Annotated in this window: 20 protein-coding genes and 1 tRNA gene; 12 read left to right on the top strand and 9 right to left on the bottom strand. The window is 62.4% G+C overall.

Features of this window, described 5'->3' with window-relative positions:
* Positions 1 to 22: 22 nt before the first annotated feature.
* Complete coding sequence (gene gloB, locus SynTAK9802_RS07820) at positions 23 to 772, bottom strand: hydroxyacylglutathione hydrolase (protein ID WP_186495660.1); 750 nt, start codon at positions 770 to 772, stop codon at positions 23 to 25.
* 40 nt (positions 773 to 812) lie between these two features.
* Between gloB and hisG the strand changes: the two genes are divergently transcribed.
* The 3 genes from hisG to SynTAK9802_RS07805 are packed head-to-tail and all read left to right on the top strand — an operon-like array spanning position 813 to position 3,741.
* The gene (gene hisG / locus SynTAK9802_RS07815) at positions 813 to 1,463 is read left to right on the top strand and encodes an ATP phosphoribosyltransferase (protein WP_186495659.1); all 651 of its coding nucleotides are present in this window, start codon (positions 813 to 815) and stop codon (positions 1,461 to 1,463) included.
* Positions 1,463 to 3,241 (top strand): ABC transporter ATP-binding protein, encoded by a 1,779-nt coding sequence (locus SynTAK9802_RS07810; RefSeq protein ID WP_186495658.1) that lies wholly within the window; start codon positions 1,463 to 1,465, stop codon positions 3,239 to 3,241. The genes hisG and SynTAK9802_RS07810 overlap by 1 nt, the downstream gene beginning before the upstream one ends.
* Positions 3,242 to 3,255: 14 nt before the next feature.
* A complete protein-coding gene (locus tag SynTAK9802_RS07805; protein ID WP_186495657.1) occupies positions 3,256 to 3,741 on the top strand; it encodes a GNAT family N-acetyltransferase in 486 nt (161 codons plus the stop codon).
* Between the two features lie 9 nt (positions 3,742 to 3,750).
* Here the strand turns inward: SynTAK9802_RS07805 and SynTAK9802_RS07800 are convergent, their stop codons facing one another.
* The 3 genes from SynTAK9802_RS07800 to SynTAK9802_RS07790 are packed head-to-tail and all read right to left on the bottom strand — an operon-like array spanning position 3,751 to position 6,198.
* Positions 3,751 to 4,440 carry a TIGR04283 family arsenosugar biosynthesis glycosyltransferase gene (locus tag SynTAK9802_RS07800; RefSeq protein WP_186495656.1) on the bottom strand — a complete coding sequence of 230 codons (690 nt, stop codon included), beginning with the start codon at positions 4,438 to 4,440 and terminating at the stop codon, positions 3,751 to 3,753.
* Positions 4,428 to 5,069, bottom strand: coding sequence for a TIGR04282 family arsenosugar biosynthesis glycosyltransferase (locus SynTAK9802_RS07795; protein ID WP_255487722.1), 642 nt, complete (start codon positions 5,067 to 5,069; stop codon positions 4,428 to 4,430). The genes SynTAK9802_RS07800 and SynTAK9802_RS07795 overlap by 13 nt, the downstream gene beginning before the upstream one ends.
* 1 nt (position 5,070) lies before the next feature.
* Positions 5,071 to 6,198, bottom strand: coding sequence for a trypsin-like peptidase domain-containing protein (locus SynTAK9802_RS07790; protein WP_255487721.1), 1,128 nt, complete (start codon positions 6,196 to 6,198; stop codon positions 5,071 to 5,073).
* Between the two features lie 83 nt (positions 6,199 to 6,281).
* Between SynTAK9802_RS07790 and dnaA the strand changes: the two genes are divergently transcribed.
* Positions 6,282 to 7,679: a chromosomal replication initiator protein DnaA gene (gene dnaA / locus SynTAK9802_RS07785; RefSeq protein WP_115160728.1), complete on the top strand. Its 1,398-nt coding sequence runs from the start codon at positions 6,282 to 6,284 to the stop codon at positions 7,677 to 7,679.
* Here the strand turns inward: dnaA and SynTAK9802_RS07780 are convergent, their stop codons facing one another.
* From SynTAK9802_RS07780 to SynTAK9802_RS07770, 3 genes are read right to left on the bottom strand one after another with little or no spacing between them, the layout of a single operon-like run.
* A complete protein-coding gene (locus SynTAK9802_RS07780) occupies positions 7,680 to 8,348 on the bottom strand; it encodes a ParB-like protein (protein WP_186495654.1) in 669 nt (222 codons plus the stop codon).
* Positions 8,349 to 8,371: 23 nt separating this feature from the next.
* Positions 8,372 to 9,604 carry a glutathione S-transferase family protein gene (locus tag SynTAK9802_RS07775; RefSeq protein WP_186495653.1) on the bottom strand — a complete coding sequence of 411 codons (1,233 nt, stop codon included), beginning with the start codon at positions 9,602 to 9,604 and terminating at the stop codon, positions 8,372 to 8,374.
* Entirely contained in the window at positions 9,579 to 9,824 is a 246-nt protein-coding gene (locus SynTAK9802_RS07770; RefSeq protein WP_041434546.1) for a hypothetical protein, read from the bottom strand. Before SynTAK9802_RS07770 ends, SynTAK9802_RS07775 begins: the two co-directional genes overlap by 26 nt.
* A 115-nt stretch (positions 9,825 to 9,939) precedes the next feature.
* On the opposite strand from SynTAK9802_RS07770, the gene gorA reads away from it, so the two are divergent.
* Positions 9,940 to 11,298, top strand: a complete 1,359-nt coding sequence (gene gorA, locus SynTAK9802_RS07765; RefSeq protein ID WP_186495652.1) for a glutathione-disulfide reductase — start codon at positions 9,940 to 9,942, stop codon at positions 11,296 to 11,298.
* Between the two features lie 87 nt (positions 11,299 to 11,385).
* Positions 11,386 to 12,021 (top strand): alternative oxidase, encoded by a 636-nt coding sequence (locus SynTAK9802_RS07760; RefSeq protein WP_255487720.1) that lies wholly within the window; start codon positions 11,386 to 11,388, stop codon positions 12,019 to 12,021.
* On the opposite strand, the gene SynTAK9802_RS07755 is transcribed toward SynTAK9802_RS07760, so the two are convergent.
* Positions 12,018 to 13,130, bottom strand: a complete 1,113-nt coding sequence (locus SynTAK9802_RS07755; protein WP_186495651.1) for a calcium/sodium antiporter — start codon at positions 13,128 to 13,130, stop codon at positions 12,018 to 12,020. The two genes, SynTAK9802_RS07760 and SynTAK9802_RS07755, sit on opposite strands and share 4 nt — an antisense overlap.
* 81 nt (positions 13,131 to 13,211) lie before the next feature.
* Here SynTAK9802_RS07755 and SynTAK9802_RS07750 point away from each other — a divergent pair, with 81 nt between their 5' ends.
* Genes SynTAK9802_RS07750 through SynTAK9802_RS07740 form a run of 3 tightly spaced genes read left to right on the top strand, consistent with a single transcriptional unit; the run spans position 13,212 to position 16,177 of the window.
* On the top strand, positions 13,212 to 14,861 hold the full coding sequence (locus SynTAK9802_RS07750) for a SulP family inorganic anion transporter (protein WP_186495650.1): 1,650 nt from the start codon (positions 13,212 to 13,214) through the stop codon (positions 14,859 to 14,861).
* The gene (gene pyrC / locus SynTAK9802_RS07745; RefSeq protein WP_186495649.1) at positions 14,854 to 15,900 is read left to right on the top strand and encodes a dihydroorotase; all 1,047 of its coding nucleotides are present in this window, start codon (positions 14,854 to 14,856) and stop codon (positions 15,898 to 15,900) included. The genes SynTAK9802_RS07750 and pyrC overlap by 8 nt, the downstream gene beginning before the upstream one ends.
* The gene (locus SynTAK9802_RS07740) at positions 15,875 to 16,177 is read left to right on the top strand and encodes a thioredoxin family protein (protein ID WP_025362365.1); all 303 of its coding nucleotides are present in this window, start codon (positions 15,875 to 15,877) and stop codon (positions 16,175 to 16,177) included. Before pyrC ends, SynTAK9802_RS07740 begins: the two co-directional genes overlap by 26 nt.
* A gap of 7 nt (positions 16,178 to 16,184) precedes the next feature.
* Here the strand turns inward: SynTAK9802_RS07740 and SynTAK9802_RS07735 are convergent.
* Positions 16,185 to 16,273, bottom strand: a tRNA-Leu gene (locus tag SynTAK9802_RS07735).
* Positions 16,274 to 16,312: 39 nt separating this feature from the next.
* Between SynTAK9802_RS07735 and SynTAK9802_RS07730 the strand changes: the two genes are divergently transcribed.
* The 3 genes from SynTAK9802_RS07730 to trpA are packed head-to-tail and all read left to right on the top strand — an operon-like array spanning position 16,313 to position 17,772.
* Entirely contained in the window at positions 16,313 to 16,564 is a 252-nt protein-coding gene (locus SynTAK9802_RS07730) for an NAD(P)H-quinone oxidoreductase subunit L (protein WP_186495648.1), read from the top strand.
* Between the two features lies 1 nt (position 16,565).
* Positions 16,566 to 16,922 (top strand): DUF3007 family protein, encoded by a 357-nt coding sequence (locus SynTAK9802_RS07725; RefSeq protein ID WP_115008825.1) that lies wholly within the window; start codon positions 16,566 to 16,568, stop codon positions 16,920 to 16,922.
* A 34-nt stretch (positions 16,923 to 16,956) separates the two neighbouring features.
* Complete coding sequence (gene trpA, locus SynTAK9802_RS07720) at positions 16,957 to 17,772, top strand: tryptophan synthase subunit alpha (protein WP_186495647.1); 816 nt, start codon at positions 16,957 to 16,959, stop codon at positions 17,770 to 17,772.
* The last annotated feature ends 20 nt before the right edge of the window (positions 17,773 to 17,792 follow it).

Below are 17,792 nucleotides of genomic sequence, written 5' to 3'. Positions count from 1 at the left end.
TGATCCCCTGCTTCGCCATCGCTCATGCCGGCCGCCACTGGTCCTTGTGCTGGCGCAGCACGGCCAACTCCGCGGCCGTATGGGCCTGCATGAACAGGTTGGTGCGGCGTTCCATGCCAATGCTGCTGGGCAGGCTGAGCTCTCCTTGGGCACGGAGCCTCCGCACCTCTCGGTAGCGCTCAGCCAGAACTGCGTCGCTGGGGCGTTGCTCCATGGCCCATTGCAGGTTGGCCTCGGTGTACTCGTGGGCGCAACAAACCCTTGTGGCCTCGGGCAGTTCCGCCAGCTTCTGCAGGGCCAGATGCATCTGTTCAGCGCTGCCTTCAAACAGTCGGCCACAGCCCCCGCTGAACAGGGTGTCTCCGCAGAACAACAGGGGCCCGATCTCGCCGCCATGTGGGTTCGGGATGAAAAAGGCGATGTGGGCCCGGGTGTGGGCTGCCACATCCAGCACCTCCACCTCATGACCAAGAACAGTGATCTGGTCCCCATCCCGCACCGGCATCGTCTGAAACGGAATCCGCTCCCTGTCCTCAGCGGAGGCAATCACCGCAGCCTGGGGCCAGCGTTTCAGCAACTCCGGTGTGCCGCCGATGTGGTCGGCGTGGTGATGGGTCTGCAGCACGGCGGCCAGGCTCAACTGCCGTTCGTCCAGCCACTCCCGCACCGGCGGCGCCACGGCGGGGTCGATCACCACGGCCTCCGCGCCCCTCACCCAGATCCAGATCACGTTGTCCTGGAGCACCGGCAGGGCATGAAGTGAGGAATGCATCGTTAAAGTCCTGCCTGGTTAACCGGTCAGCGCTGGACCCATGATCACCGTCGCGTTGGCCAAAGGAGCGCTGCTCAAAGACTCGGTGGCTCGCTTTGCGGCGGCTGGCCTTGATTTCTCCGCTGTTCTGGACAAGAACAACCGCCAGTTGATGGTGCCCACCCCCTGCGGGCGCGCCCGGGCCCTGCTTGTTCGCAATGGCGATGTGCCCACCTATGTGGCCTACGGCCAGGCTCAGCTGGGGGTGGTGGGTTACGACGTGCTCAAGGAGCATCAACTCCCCGTTGCTCAACTGGTGGACCTGGGCTTTGGCGGCTGCCGCATGGCTGTGGCGGTGCAGGAGAGCAGTGGTTACACCCGGGCCGCTGATCTGCCCGCCCACTGCCGCGTCGCCAGCAAATTCACCCACTGCGCCCGGGAATATTTCGATGCCCTCGACCTTCCCGTTGAGTTGGTTCACCTCAATGGCTCGGTGGAGCTGGGGCCAATCACCGGAATGTCGGAAGCGATTGTCGACCTGGTGGCCACAGGCCGCACCCTGCGGGAGAACGGCCTGATCGCCATCGAAGACCTGTTCCACTCCACAGCTCGACTGGTGGGGCACCCCCTGTCGGTTCGCCTCGATCACGGCCCTTTGGCCTCCATCGTTGATGCGATCCGCGCAGCAACACCCGTCGGGAGCTCCAGCTGATGGGGGCCGTCGCCGACTGGCGCCGGGTCCGTCGTCTGGGCCGTTATCTCGTGCGGGATCGCCGGCGCCTGCTGGTGTCCCTGCTGTTGCTGCTGCCCTTGGCCTTTGCCGGAGCATTGCAGCCCGTTCTGCTCGGGCAGGCCGTCAGCGTCCTGCGCGGAGAGCCCAGTCTTCCCTTTCTTTCGGGGATGAGCCTCTCGGCTTCGATCCGCGTGATCATCGGGCTCTACTTCGTCTCGGTGCTGCTGCGGCTCGGCTTGCAGGGGGTGCAGCAATTCAGCATCCTGGCCGTCGGACAACGGCTCACCGCGCGCATCCGCGACGACCTGTTTGAGCATGCGTTGTCGCTGTCCCTGCGGTTTCACGACCGCATGCCGGTGGGTAAGTTGCTCACACGGCTCACCAGCGATGTGGATGCCCTGGCTGAGGTGTTCGGCAGTGGTGCCGTGGGTGTGCTCAATGATCTGGTGAGCCTGCTGGTGCTGGCCTCAACGATGTTGTTCATCGAGTGGAGGCTGGGGCTGCTGCTGTTGTTCACGCAGGTGCCCGTCACCCTGGCCGTGCTTTGGCTGCAGCGCCGTTACCGCAAGGCCAACTACCGCGTGCGTGAGGAGCTTTCCCAGCTCAATGCCGATTTCCAGGAGAACCTCCAGGGCCTCGAGGTGGTTCAGATGTATGGCCGTGAAACGGTCAACAGCGCCCGCTTCCTGCGCACCGGCATGCACTACCGCAGCGCTGTGAACGGAACGATCTTTTTCGACAGCAGCATTTCAGCCTTCCTGGAATGGGTGGCTCTGGCTGCCATTGCCCTGGTTCTGGCCCTTGGCGGCTTGATGGTGACCAATGGCGCCATGGGTCTTGGCACCCTCACCACCTTCATCCTGGCCTCCCAACGCCTGTTTGATCCGCTGCGTCAGCTGGCGGAGCGTTTCACCCAGATCCAGGGTGGGCTCACGGCGGTCGAACGCATCGGCGAGTTGATGGAGGAGCCCCTCGAGATCGCTGAGGCCAAAGGGTTTCTCCCCCACGTGAGTGGCGGTGGCGGCGAGGTGATCTTCGAGAACGTGAGCTTTGCCTATCGGCCGGACGATCCGATCCTCCGCAACCTCTCCTTCCGCATCGCTCCCGGAGAACATGTCGCCCTGGTGGGCCCCACGGGGTCGGGCAAAAGCACGATCATCCGCCTGCTCTGCCGCCTCTATGAACCCCAGCAAGGACGCATCCTTCTGGATGGACGGGACATCCGCACGATCCCGATGGCGGATCTCCGGCGTGAGTTGGGCGTCGTGCTTCAAGACACGTTCCTTTTCAGCGGCAATGTGGCCGACAACCTTCGGCTCAATGCGTCGGTGAGCGATCGAGAGCTGGCTCAGGTCTGTGCTGAGCTTGGTCTCAACGAGCTGCTGGCAAAGCTTCCCAACGGGCTGGAGACGGAGCTGCGCGAGCGGGGCGGCAACCTCTCCTCAGGAGAGCGCCAGCTGCTGGCGGTGGCCCGGGTGGCGATCCGCAAGCCAACGGTGTTGGTGATGGATGAAGCCACCGCCTTCATGGACCCTTCAACGGAGGCGACGCTGCAAGCTGATCTCGATCGTCTTCTTCAAAAGCGCACCGCCATCGTTATTGCCCATCGCCTGGCCACGGTGGAAGCCTCGGATCGCATTCTTGTGCTGCGCCGCGGTGAACTGATTGAGCAGGGAACCCATCGCGAGCTCAGGGCCCGCGGTGGGCTCTACGCCCAGCTGGCTGATCTGCAGGAGCGGGGGTTGGCGCGTCTGTGATCGCTCCTCTTCCTATGCCTGCTGATCCTCTGTTGGAGCAGTACGGCCAGGGGGCGCGTCTCTGCCCCTGCGCCAATGACCAGATCACCTTGGTGTTCAGCCAGGATTACCCCTTCGATCTGGTGGAACTCGAGCAGTTGCTGGAAGCGGTGGGCTGGAGCCGCCGGCCGATTCGCCGGGTGCGCAAAGCCCTCAGCCACAGCCTGCTCAAAGTTGGCCTCTGGCGGCACGACCCACGGGTGCCCCGTCTGGTGGGATTTGCGCGCTGCACCGGGGATGGTGTTTTCGAAGCCACCGTCTGGGACGTGGCCGTGCATCCCCTGTACCAGGGCAATGGTCTGGGCAAGCAGATGATGGCCTACATCCTCGAGGCCCTTGATCAGATGGGAACCGAGCGGGTCAGCCTGTTCGCCGATCCGGGCGTCGTCAGCTTCTATCAGGGCCAGGGCTGGGATCTCGAGCCCCAGGGCCATCGCTGTGCCTTCTGGTACGCCAACTGATCGGATCCTTCAGCGTCGGTAGAGCCGCAACAGCTGCTCTGTTGATCGCCCCTGCCGCCACAGCCAGCGCAGTCGGGCATTGCGCCAGGCCTGCACCAGCACGCTTCGCTTCTGCCAGCGCTCTGCGCTGGTGAGCAGGGCACAGTTCAGTGAACGGAGGGGAGCGACCTGGCTCAGGCGTTCCACCAGGTCCAGGTCTTCCATCAGCGCCAGAGGCCGGTAGCCGCCCACGCGCTCATACAGCTGGCGCTGAATCAACAGGCCCTGATCGCCGTAAGGGCGTTGCAGCCAACGGCTGCGCAGGTTCACCATCCGCTCCAGCAGCCACAGCATCGGCCGCCCATGCGCCTCCACCTTGAAGTCGAAGCACCAGGCGCTGAGTTGGCCCTCCGGGCTGCTCAGAATCTGCTCCACCTTGTGGTGCCAGGTGTCCGGCAGGCGGCTGTCGGCGTGCAGCACCAGCACCCAGGCATGGGAGCTGTGGCCAACGCCCCAGCGCAGCTGTGGACCCCGCCCGGCGGTGGGGCTGTCGAGCACGGTTGCGCCGGCCAGCTGAGCCACCGCCCGGGTGTGATCCCTGCTGCCGCCATCCGAGACGATCACCTCCAACTCCCCCGGCCATCGCTGCAGATCCGCCAGCAGCAGCGGCAGCCTGCTGGCTTCATCCAGGGTTGGAATCACAACGCTCAGCCCTGCCATGGCATCAGATCGCTCCAGTGATCGAGATCATTTCGTTGGGCCACGAGGGCCGATGAGAGCTGCCGCCTCCGCGCCGCCTCCAGCGTTGCCTCCAGCACCCTGGGGCCGCCCCAGGGAATGCCGATCAGCGGCCAGAGCTGCGGGCTGCGGATTAGGGATGCGCCGATCCCCAGCAGCCAGTAGCCCCCATCGGAGGCTGGCCCCAGCACCAGGTCATGCTGCTTCAACCGCTCAACGGCCTGCCTCAAATCATCGGGATTGAGTTCGGGCAGATCCGTGCCGATCACGAGGCAGGGCTTGTTGTGGCGATGGCCGTGCATCAATTGCCGTCGCAATCGGGTGCCGAGTTGCCCCCTCCCCTGCAGCCGCACCTGCCCCAGCCCCAGCTGTTGCCCCCAGCGAGTGGCCGCACGGGGGCCGAGTCCGCTCACCGCCAGCCCCGGCTCGATCTCCATGGCGCCGGCGAGGCCCCGCACCACCGCAGCGGTGTGCTGCGTGAGCCGCCGTTGGATCCTTGTGGCGCGTTCGCTGCTGTTGGCCAGGCCCAGCTCATGGTTGAGATCGCGGCTCAAGCGGCGTTTGCATCGGCCCGGTGATGGCCAGCGGGCCATCACAACGATCTGCACCATCTCAGTTGTTGCGGGGCAGTTCCCGCGGGCGCACCTGCACGATCAGCTCTTTCCCATTGCGTTGAAGGGTGAGCTGCATCGGTTCCCCCACCTGGCCGCGGTCCACGGCGAGTTGCACTTCGGTGGGGGTTTGAACGGGGTTGTCTTCCACCTTGAGGATCAGATCGCACTGGCGGATGCCGGCCGCAGCGGCCGGGGTGCCTTTCACCACCTCCTTCACCAACACGCCATTCAGCTCGGGCACCGTGCAGGCGCTGTTGGTGGCGTTGATTTCCCGCGCCAGCTGCGGCGTGAGGTTCATCAGCTGCACGCCGATGAAGGGATGGGATGCCTGGCCGGTGCTGACAATCTGTTGCGCGATCCGCTTGGCCAGGTTGATCGGTACCGCAAAACTCAAGCCGCCACCTGGGGCCGTGCGGATCGCTGTGTTGATGCCGATCACCTGACCGGCGGCATTGATCAACGGGCCGCCGCTGTTGCCGGGGTTCACCGCTGCATCGGTCTGGATGTAGGGAACCCGCTGGCCGTCACCGATCGCATTGAGGCGGCCGACGGCGCTGATGATGCCGGCCGTCACGGTGTTGTTCAGGCCGAAGGGATTGCCGATGGCAATGGCCCATTCCCCCGGCTTGAGCTGGTCGGAGTTGCCCAGGGCCGCGACCGGCAGGTTGTCGGCCACCACTTTCACCACCGCCACGTCGGTGAGGGGGTCGGTGCCGAGAACCTTGCCCTTGAAATTGCGTCCGTCCGGCAGGGTTACCGCCACCTGATCGGCACCACGCACCACGTGCTCATTGGTGAAGATCAGGCCGCTGGCCCGGGTGATGAAGCCGGAGCCCTGGCCCTGCTGCCGCTGGCTGGAGGGACCCATCCCAAAAATCCCTCCGAAGGGGTTGGAGATCTCCTTCACCACATCGATGCGTACCACCGCCGGACCGACGCGATCCACCGCCTTCACGATCACGTTGTCCCCCGGTTGCAGAGGCGCGCTGCGGGGCTGATCGTGCACCACCGGTGGCGCCGTCATCGCTGGCTTGGGGGTCAGACCCAGCTGGTCTCTCACCAGGCTGCAACCGGAGAGTGCGCTCCCGGCCAGGGCGATGGCGAGCCAATGCTGGGCGTTGGGCATCACGACGAGATGTGTGCTGATGCATTTAAGACGGCCTGAGCGAATCGGCATGCGTAGATTCAGCGCTCGGGCGATGGGCGGTTTTGGCGCAGACGGGCGAAGAGCTCTGGATCAAGGTTCGGGATGGGTTGCAGGCGAAGCTGAGCAAACCCACCTTCGAGACCTTCATTCGCCCCACGGGTTGCAGCGGCTTTGCCAATGGAGAGCTGAAGCTTCTGGCCCCGAATCCCTTTGCCAGCGTTCGTCTGCGGGAGCAGCTGCTCCCCACGATCGCCGAGATGGCCAGCAGCATCAGCGGTCAGCCCGTCCAGGTGACGGTGCTGGCGGAAACCGCCTTGCCGCTGCCGGATGCCACCGATGAGGCCTCAGCCGCTGCAGATGCGGCGCCGCCTCCAGCGGCCCAGGAGTCGGCATCGGCTCCAGCGCGGAACGGCTCCCCACGCCGCTACCTGCCCGGGCTCAATCCCCGCTACGTGTTCGGCCGTTTTGTGGTCGGCCCCAACAGCCGGATGGCCCATGCGGCAGCTTTGGCTGTGGCCGAAGCACCGGGCCGGGAGTTCAACCCCCTGTTCATCTGCGGCGGTGTGGGCTTGGGCAAAACCCACCTGATGCAAGCCATTGGCCATTACCGGCTGGAAATCGACCCCGGGGCTCGGGTGGCCTATGTCTCCACCGAAACCTTCACCAATGACCTGATCCAGGCCATCCGCAAGGACGGCATGCAGGCCTTCCGCGATCGCTACCGCGCTGCGGATCTGATCCTGGTGGACGACATTCAATTCATCGAGGGCAAGGAGTACACCCAGGAGGAGTTCTTCCACACCTTCAATGCCCTGCACGAGGCAGGCCGTCAGGTGGTGATCGCCAGTGATCGTCCCCCCAGCCAGATTCCACGGTTGCAGCAGCGCCTGATCTCCCGGTTCCAGATGGGCCTGATCGCAGACATTCAGTCGCCTGACCTGGAAACACGCATGGCGATTCTTCAGAAGAAAGCGGAGCAGGAGCGCATGTCGCTGCCCCGTGATCTGATCCAGTACATCGCCGGTCGCTTCACCTCGAACATCCGCGAGTTGGAAGGGGCCCTGACCCGGGCTGTGGCCTTCGCCTCCATCACGGGGCTGCCGATGACCGTGGAATCCGTGGCACCGATGCTCGACCCCACGGGGCAGGGGGTGGAGGTCACGCCGCAACAGGTGATCGACAAGGTGTCTGAAGTGTTTGATGTCACGGCCGAGGAGATGTGCAGCAGCACCCGTCGCCGCGCCGTGAGCCAGGCCCGTCAAGTGGGGATGTACCTCATGCGCCAGGGCACCGACCTCAGCCTGCCGAGGATCGGCGACAACTTCGGCGGAAAAGACCACACCACGGTGATGTACGCGATCGAGCAGGTGGAGAAAAAACTGGCCTCCGACCCCCAGCTCGCCGGTCAGGTGCAGAAGGTGAAGGATCTGCTGCAGATCGATTCCCGCAAGAAGCGCTGATCAGCGGCAGGCTTTCTTGTCACCTTTCCAGCCCGGCATGTCTTGAGCAGTGGCTGAGCAAACCAGCTGGCGGGCAGCTGCGAGTGCCGGCTCCAGGCGCCTGGAGCTGAAGGGGGGCAAGGGCCGGCTGCGCAGCCAGGCACCCCAACGAAACTCGTGATACGGGATCAGGGGTTGAGGCTTGATCCACCCCTCCTGCTTCAGCTTCCACACGAGGCTCCGGTAGGGATCGTCGTCCAGTCCCAGCAGGCTCGTGGGCAGCTGCTCGGCCGGTCGCGGGCCGTTGCCTCGTCCGTCGTAGAGGTAGAGCCAGCCCTGGTTGTGCAGATGGGCCAGCACAGCGCTTCGGTCGGCGGTTGGCAGCTCCTCCACCACGTAACCCCAGGTGGTGGCCCCTGGATCAATGCCGATCAGGCCCCGCAGGCGGTGGTGCCGGTCCAGCATCCACATGGCGCCATCGGCAGATCGGATCAAAGGGACCGGTTTGCCGCGCAGGTAGTCAAGACGCTGCTGACGGGTGTCCTGGGCGAAATCCTTCTCGCGCGACCAGATCTCCGCCAGTCCCACACACCACTGGGTCGGCTGCAGCTGCGCCGCTGATACTTCAATCAGATCGGTCCCCCGATTGGGGGCTGGGATCGGTTGATAAGCGGGCAGCCGCAGGGGCACGACTCAGCGTTGGCGCCCCCGCACTATGACCCAATTAGGAAGGGTCGGGGATCCTGATCAAAGCGATCCCTCACCGGCAAGGGCTTGGCCTGCTCAGGGCCATCCAGCTGGGCGGTGGCTTCAAGGGCCTGACGCAGCAGTCGAGCGGCCGGGAGCGGCATATCCCTTGGCACCGAAATGCGATCGCGCAGATAGCGCAGCCCGGCGGCACTCCCCGCTGGAGGCGGGCAGGGGGTGTTGCGAACCAACCGGGTGAGGGCACAGCGCAGGGGCTGGTCAAAGGCTGCAGCACCCATGGGGTTCACCTCGCGCAGCCGTTGCTGGTGACGCAGCACCCGGCTCAGGGCGATGACGGCCTGATCGGCTTGATGGTCCACATCCCAGCAGGCTTCGTCCTCGCCGAGGCCATCACCTCGGTCGATCCGTTCGGCCAGGCGCTTCGCTTCCGCTCCATCGTCGGGCCAGCAGCCGCCCATCTGGGGCGGCAGGTCATGGGCATGGGTGTGGAAGTCGCTTTGGGTGCCGCGGTAGGTCTCCAGTTGCTCTAGGGCACGGAACCAGCGGTCAATGGCTGGATGCTCAGCCCTCAGCCGGTATCCCTTGTAGTAAGCCAGCGAGGCATTCATCCGTTCCACGTAGGGAACGAAGATCAGATCCACGGTCTGCGGCTCCGGGCCCCGCAGCCACGGTCCTTCCTCCCGGTTCAGCTCCCGTTCGAAGCGCCGGGCGATGTCTTGAAACTGCTCTCGGGCCAGAACCTGTTGCCTCGGACTCAGCCGTGGTGAACACAGCCAGATGCACCAGGCCTGAAACAGCAGCCGTTCAAGACGGCGCAGCTCCAGAGCTTCCGGCTCTGTCATCGCCATGCCCAGGGGGCCGAACTGCTGTTCGAGGGCCAGCAGGATGTCGTCGCTTTCGGTGATCAGCCGCCCGTTGAGCTCCAGGGCCGGCAACATCCCTGAGGGCACTTTCTCCAGGAACCACGGCTCCTTCGGGCCGTAGCAACGCATGGTGACTTTGCGGATCCGGTAGGGGATGCACTTGAACTCCAGCCAGAGCCAGATTTTTTGGCAGTAGGGGCACCAGGCGTGGTGGTCGCGGTACAGCGTGACCATCACGTTGGATTCAGGCTGTCCGAACAGGCGCAACGTGGCCTGGGCACTGGTCGGCCCTTCAATCCGATTCGGTTCCGGCATCGCCAGGCTGGCCAGGTCCGACCAGCTCAGGGGTTCAGCTGATTCCGATGAAAGGGGCATGCAGGATCGGCGCAAGCGTTGCCCGTCCATAGGACTGCCAGTCGCCCAGTTCGTGCATCAGCGCCAGACAGTCCTGCTGGCGGCCCTGATCAGCCAACTGCTTCAGCCGCAGTTTCATGTCGTCGCTGGTGATCATCATCACGATCTCGCGGCGTTGCGATCGTTTGAGGCGCAGCTCAGGTTCAGGCGGCTGCCTGCGGCGCTTGGAAGAACGGTTCATGGTTTAAGAACGCGGTTGAAATACGACCGACTCGTCTTGGGCCTTTATGGCCCCCTTCCCCGGACCATAACGCCATCTTTACGATGACGCACGTCGTCTCGAGCACCCTTCTGTTATGGGCGCTGATCTAGATCTGGTTGTGCTCGGCGCAGGCTCCGGTGGTCTGGCTGCTGCGAAACGCGCGGCCCGTCATGGAGCCCGCGTCGCCATCGTGGAGGGCGATCGCGTTGGCGGTACCTGCGTGATCCGCGGCTGTGTTCCCAAAAAGCTTTTGGTGTACGGCGCCCAGGCCCGCCATCAACTGGCGGATGCCTCGGCCTACGGCCTTGAGATCGGTTCGGTGCGTTCGGATGTGCCTGATCTCCTGCGTCGGGTGCGTGCCGAGGTGGATCGGCTCAATGCCCTCCATCTCGGATTTCTGGAGAAGGCCGGTGTTCAGTTGATCTCCGGTTGGGGACGCTTCACGGCAGCAGATCGAATCGGCATCTCCGATCAACGCGGTGGGCCCGTGCGAGAGGAACTCTCGGCCCCGCGCTTTCTGGTGGCGGTTGGTGGCCGGCCGGCCCGGCCGGAGATACCTGGGGTTGAACACACCTGGGTCAGCGACGACATGTTCCTGCTGGAGGATGTCCCCTCAGCCGTGGTGGTGGTGGGCGCAGGCTTCATTGCCTGCGAGTTCGCCTGCATCCTGCGCGGCCTTGGTGTTGCGGTCACCCAGGTGGTGCGTGGTCCGCGCTTGCTGCGCGGTTTTGATGCCGAACTGGCCGATGCCGTGCTGGTTGGCATGCGTGAGCAGGGCATCGAGGTGCTGTTGGAGCAAACGGTGGTGGCCGTTGAGGGAGAGCCCGGGGCGCTGACGGCACGGCTGGGCAATGGTGAGTCTTTGGCTTGCGGCGGTGTGTTGATGGCCACCGGGCGTCGCCCCTGGCTTGCGGATCTTGGGCTGGATGCTGCCGGCGTAGCGATCGAGCACGGCCGCATCACGGTCGATGCCAACTCCTGCACCTCGGTTCCCCACATCCATGCCGTCGGCGATGTCACCGATCGGGTCAACCTCACGCCTGTGGCCATTGATGAAGGTCGTGCCTTCGCCGACAGCGTCTTCGGGTCGCGTCAGCGGCAGGTGAACCACGACCTGGTGGCCAGTGCCGTGTTCAGCGATCCAGAGCTGGCGACCGTCGGCCTCTCGGAAGAACAGGCCATCGAACGCCATGGCATGGATGGTGTTGTTGTGCATCGCGCCCGCTTCCGGTCCATGGCGCGGGCCCTGCCCGCTTCCGGCCCCCGTTGTCTGCTCAAGCTGGTGGTGGAGAAGGCCACCGATCGGGTGCTGGGCTGCCACATGGTGGGCGAGGATGCCGCGGAGATCATTCAGATGGCGGCGATTGCTGTGGGGATGGGCGCCACCAAGGCCGATTTCGATCGCACCATGGCACTGCACCCCTCTGTTTCAGAGGAGTTTGTGACGATGTAGTAATCCGGCAATCCTTTCGACAGTATGAAAGGTGCAAGACAATCCATATATGGCGAACTAGACAACGATTAGATCGATATATATGACGTGGAATCATTCATGCAGACTCGAGGTCATAAGGCTGATTTTGCTCATTTTTTGATTGAATCAGGGGAGCAGTTGCTCAGCCTTTTTTGGCCTGCAGCTGATGCTCGCCGGGCAGCATCTTTAGAGATTATTGCTCGCACGGCCTATACAGCTGAGGAAAGTGCTTGTCATTACCTTGAGACGATTGGCCTCGATCAGAGTGGTGCTATTCGTAAAACTCTGGAGCTGGCACGTCGGCAGGATAGTAATGAGCAGACGCATGAAGACATTTTTTCTCGTGATCTTGGTGGATTGTCTTTATGGGTAGATCGCTTTGTGGCAAGGCATGTAGCTGTCCTTGTTTATTGGGTATTTGCTTTTACTACCTTGTTGGATCACGAGTTGGCCTCTTTGCTTGGAGAAGCTGTTGAGGCCGAAGCTGTCAAAACGTACCGGCGCATGCTTCTGGAGCAGCCAGAAGAATGGTTGCAGCAGCCCGTAACTCCCATTGCAACAGCCTATTGGAGAAAAGAGGGAAATATGTGGGCTGCCCGTGATGAATGTGAGCCAAAAACTCTTCGAGATGTAATCGAATTGATTGCCAGAGATGAGTTGGAACATGTGGCGGCTAATAGCCAAAAGGCAATCGCTTTTTAGTCAATGATTGAAGTGGTTGGACTGTTCTGGTTGTCCCGCCAATAAAAAACTGCCTGAGTGAAAATCACAATCATCACGATTGGAATTACAGCGCAGAGCATCACAAGGCGAAATTCATCGGCCCAGGTGGCCATGGCCGTTCGGGGCAAAACATTGTCGACCAGATACAGAACATACAGGCCGAGAAGTAGCCCTCCTTCCAAGCGGGATATTCGACCTTTCGTCCAAAAAATTGGCATACAGGCCAGGCTGGTGAGCAGCATTACCGGCAAGTCGTCCTGAATCAGTTCCGGGCTGACTTCAAGTCCGTTGCCAGCTGCCGCTATGGCTCCGCCGCCCAGCACCAGCATCAGGTTCAACAGGCAGCTGCCCACCACGTTGCCGATCGCCAGATCGGTGCGCCCGCGCAGGGCGGCCACCAGGGAGGTGATCAATTCCGGCATCGACGTTCCAGCGGAAACGATTGTCAGACCGATCACTGCCTCACTGACCCCCAGAAGGGTTGCGGCGCTGACCGCGCCATTCACCAGAACCCTGGATCCGATCGAGAGAACGCTGATGCCGGCAATCAATCGCACTGAAGCTGGGATCAATCCACCTTTGTTTGCTTCGTCACTGATTTCGGGTTCAGCGCTGCCGCTGTCGTCCGGTTGTTCACGGGCGGTGCGGATCTCCCAGACGGTGTTGATCACAAGCCCCAAGAGCAAGGCCAGGCCCGCTTGCCAGGTCACCCGTCCTGCGGAGGCCATGCCCCAGACCGCCGCCGAGATGGTAATCATCAGAGGCACATCTCGCCTCACCAGGCGGCTTTCAACCCGCAAGGGCAGCACAAGGGCACTGCTGCCCAGCACCACCATCACGTTGAAGATGTTGCTGCCCACCACATTGCTCACGGCGAGGGCGTCAGCTCCCTGCAGCACCGAACTCAGGCTCACGAACAGTTCAGGGGCGCTGGTGCCCAGCGACACCACCGTCAGGCCGATCACGAGCTGGGGAATCCCAAAGATCACCGCCATGGCGACGGACCCCTGAACGAACAGTTCCCCGCCACCGAACAGCAGTCCGATGCCCAGGAGCACTTGGATCGAGGCCTGCAGAAATTCAGGCATGGGGTGAGCTCAGCTGTACGGGGATTCTGCTTTGAAGCGAATCAAGCTAAGGTCACTCACCTGGGTAATAGATAAGAAACCTTGTTGAACCGGATCAGCACCAGCAACCTTCGGGGTGACGCCTTTGGTGGCGTGACCGCCGCGGTGATTGCTCTGCCGATGGCCCTGGCCTTCGGGGTCGCCGCAACGGGTGACCCTGCCCCTGGGCTTTGGGGCGCCGTGATCATCGGCTTGGTGGCGTCTCTCTTCGGCGGAACGCCCACCTTGATCTCTGAACCCACCGGACCCATGACCGTGGTGTTCACGTCGGTGATCCTGAGCTTCACCGCCACGGCTCCGGACAAGGAAACGGCCATGGCCATGGCCTTCACCGTGGTCATCCTGGCGGGTCTGTTTCAGATCCTTTTTGGTGTGTTCCGTCTGGGTCGATACGTCACCCAGATGCCTTACACCGTGATCTCTGGCTTCATGTCGGGGATTGGAGCCATCCTGGTGATTCTCCAGCTGCCCGCTTTCCTGGGGCAGACCGCATCGGGCGGGGTGATGGGAACCCTGTCCAACCTGCCGGGTTTGATTGCCGGAATTCAGCCGATGGAGCTGGCGCTGGCGTTGATCACCGTTGCGATCCTCTGGTTCACCCCAGCCAGCGTGAAGCGTTTCTGCCCGCCGCAGCTGCTCGCTCTGGTGCTGGGAACGGTGCTGTCGATGACCCTGTTCCACGACGCCGGTCTCAAGACCATTCCGCCGTTCAATGCTGAGCTCCCCAGCCTGCATGTGCCCACCTTTTCGGGCGGACAGCTGCGTTTGATGTTCGTGGATGCTGCAGTGCTGGGCATGCTCGGCTGCATCGATGCGCTGCTCACCTCAGTTGTGGCTGACAGCCTCACCCGCACGGAGCACAATTCCAACAAGGAATTGGTGGGTCAGGGACTGGCCAACATCGCGTCGGGCGTCTTTGGCGGACTGCCTGGGGCGGGAGCCACGATGGGCACCGTGGTGAACATTCAGGCCGGCGGACGCTCAGCCCTGTCGAGCATTGTCCGTGCGCTGATTCTGATGGTGGTCGTTCTGGCTGCCGCACCCCTTGCGTCCACGATTCCCCTCGCTGTGCTGGCGGGCATCGCCCTGAAGGTGGGCATCGACATCATTGATTGGGATTTCCTCCAACGGGCCCACCACCTCTCGGTGAAAGCTGCGGTGATCACCTACGGCGTGATTGCGCTCACGGTGCTGGTGGATCTCATCACTGCAGTGGGCATCGGAGTTTTCGTGGCCAACGTGCTCACCATTGATCGGATGAGCGCGTTGCAGTCCAGAAAAGTGAAAACAATCAGCACCGCCGATGACGATGTGGAGCTGACTGATGAAGAGCAGGTGTTGCTGGATCAGGCCTCCGGCAAGGTTCTGTTGTTCCAGCTCGCCGGGCCGATGATCTTCGGCGTGGCCAAGGCCATCTCGCGTGAGCACAACGCCATCGGCAATTGTCAGGCGGTGGTCTTCGACCTCTCCGAGGTGTCCCACCTGGGGGTCACCGCTGCAATCGCCCTCGAGAATGCCGTTAAGGAAGCGATTGAAGAGAGTCGTCAGGTGTTCCTGGTCGGTGCAACGGGCAGCACGGAGAAGCGCCTGCAGAAGCTGAAGCTGTTGGATCGGCTCCCCCAAAGCCACATCACTGGTGATCGCCTCGATGCCTTGCGCCTTGCCGTGAACGGTTTGCCGCTGAATGTCTGATCAGATCTCGATCATCGCCCCAGACGATTGGCACGTGCATCTCCGCGACGGGGAGATCCTCAACCAGGTTGTGGCCCATACCGCCCGCCGTTTTCAGCGGGCCATCGTGATGCCCAACCTGCGTCCCCCGGTGACCACGGTGGCTGCTGCACGGGCATACCGGGACCGGATTCAGGCGGCGTGCCCCGCTGATCTGGAGTTCACGCCCCTGATGACGGCGTACCTCACGGATTCGATCGCTCCTGCCGAGTTGGAGACAGGATTTCGAGAGGGCGTTTTTGCTGCAGCCAAGCTTTATCCCGCCAACGCCACCACCAATTCCGCCGCAGGGGTGACGGATCTGCTGCAGATCGATCCCGTGCTGGAAACGATGGCCCGGATCGGCATGCCCTTGCTGATCCATGGTGAAGTCACGGACAGCGAGATCGATATCTTCGACCGAGAGGCGGTGTTCATCGAACGCCATCTGGCACCACTGCGGGACCGCCATCCCGAGCTGAAGGTTGTGTTCGAGCACATCACCACCGAACAAGCGGTGCAATACGTCAGCTCAGCGGATCGTCATCTCGCCGCCACCATCACCCCCCACCATTTGCACATCAACCGCAACGCGATGTTTGCCGGCGGGTTGCGCAGTGATTTTTATTGCCTCCCCGTGGCCAAGCGGGAATGTCACCGTCAGGCCCTGCGCCGGGCTGCCACCAGCGGTGACCCACGCTTCTTTCTTGGCACCGACACGGCACCGCACGAACGGGCATCCAAGGAAAGTGCCTGCGGATGCGCCGGCATCTTCAATGCGCCCTTCGCCCTGGAGAGCTATGCCCAGGTTTTTGATGAGGAGGATGCTTTGGAGCATCTCGAAGCCTTCACCAGCCTGAATGGGCCGGCCTTCTACAACCGTCCAGCTAACACGCGTCGCATCACGTTGCAACGCCGTGACCATCTCGTGCCGGAACTTGTGAATGGACTGGTTCCTTTCCATGCTGGAGAGATCCTGTCCTGGGCCGTTGCCGATGCACCTGATCAAGTTCAGCTCTGAAGACTGCGGCACCTGTCACCGCATGAGTCACTACGACGGCAAGGTGGCCGAGGAACTCGGCTGCAGCTTCATCTCCGTGATGCTGCAGGACACGGAGATGTATCGGAAATACCGGAAGATCCTGCTCAAGCAGTACCCCAACAAGGAGGGGATGGGCTGGCCCACCTACCTCCTAGTAAACGATCCCGATGGAGATTTTTCGATCGAGGGAGAACTGAAGGGCGGCATGCCCAAGGGAGATTTCCGCACCAAGCTGGCTGAGTTGCTGCCGTCTTGAGCTCAGGTGGTGGGGGCAGGGGGACTTGAACCCCCACAGGCCTTTCAGCCCAAGCGATTTTAAGTCGCGTGCGTCTACCGATTCCGCCATGCCCCCGCCCGGACATCTTAGATTTCCCCCAGATGTCCTCAGGCCTTGGACCTTTCGTCCCTGCTTTCTCAAGTCCCACAGGACACGTTGTTGGTTCTGTTGGCCTACACCGTTCTGGGCGGCCTGTATCTCGTTGTGGTTCCCCTCGCCCTGTACGCGTGGATGAACCAGCGTTGGCATCGCATGGGCAAGCGGGAGCGTCTGGGGATCTATGGCCTGGTCTTCCTCTTTTTCCCGGGGATGATTCTGTTTGCCCCCTTCCTCAATTTCCGGCTGAGCGGGCAAGGAGACGTCTGAATTGACGCGTGGCAAGGTTCTTCTGATCGGACTTGCAGTCCTCCTGCTGGGCGGGCTTGGGCAAGTCGGCTTTCAGGCTGCAGGCTTTGAGGGGTTTTCGGCAGGGATTGCTGCGGAGGCCCTGCTGGTTGTGATTGTGGTGGTGTGGACAAGCTCTTACCTGTTCCGTGTGGTCACCGGCCAGATGACCTACATGGATCAGCGGCGTCGCTACCGCGAGGTGTACGACAAACAGGAAGCTGAAGCGCTTCAAGCCCGTTTTGATGCTCTTCCCGAGGAGGAGCAACAGGCGCTGTTGCGCAAGATTGGAGCGGATGCCTCGGTTCCCGCGGACGGCGATGCCCCCGTCGACTCATAGGCTTCCGAAGTTTGTTCCTGGTCGGTTGACCGAGATGCCCAATCAGCAGTCCTCTTCCATCGCCCAGCGTTTTGAGCAGCTGAAGCAGGACGGTCGCCTCGCCTTGATGCCATTCCTGATGGCCGGCGATCCGGATCTCTCTGTCACCGCTGATGTGCTGCTCAGCCTGCAACGTGCAGGGGCTGACATGGTCGAACTGGGAATGCCCTACAGCGACCCCCTCGCTGATGGGCCGGTCATTCAGGCTGCTGCATCCCGGGCCCTTGCCGCCGGAACCACGCCAAAGGGTGTTCTGGACATGTTGCGCTCGTTGAAAGGCCAGCTGCAGATTCCCGTGATCCTGTTCACGTATTCCAATCCACTGCTCAATGTGGGGATGGAGGCGTTTTGCCAGTCCGCAGCGGAGGCTGGTGCGGCGGGTTTGGTGGTCCCTGATCTACCCCTTGAGGAAGCGGAGCGGCTGTCGACAATCGCAGAGCGTCATGGCTTGGATTTGGTGCTCTTGGTTGCACCCACCACTCCCCAAGATCGGATGGGTCGGATTGCTACATGCAGCCGAGGTTTCACCTACCTGGTGAGTGTCACCGGTGTCACCGGTGAGCGAGCTCAGATGGAAAGCAGGGTTGAAGGTTTGGTGCAGCAACTCAAACAAACCTCACCGGTTCCTGTTGCGGTTGGTTTTGGGATCTCCGGTGCCGAGCAGGTGCGTCAGGTTCGGGGTTGGGGTGCCGATGGAGCGATTGTGGGCAGTGCACTTGTGAAACGGATGGCAGCAGCGTCGCCCGGGGACATAGCTCAGGAAGCTGGTCGTTTTTGCGCTGAGTTGCGTACCGCTGCCGATCAGCCCTAGGGGCTGCCATCCCGCTCAAG

The sequence above is a fragment of the Synechococcus sp. TAK9802 genome (assembly GCF_014279535.1).
GTDB lineage: Bacteria > Cyanobacteriota > Cyanobacteriia > PCC-6307 > Cyanobiaceae > Parasynechococcus.
This window is presented reverse-complemented; position numbering and strand designations above follow the sequence as displayed.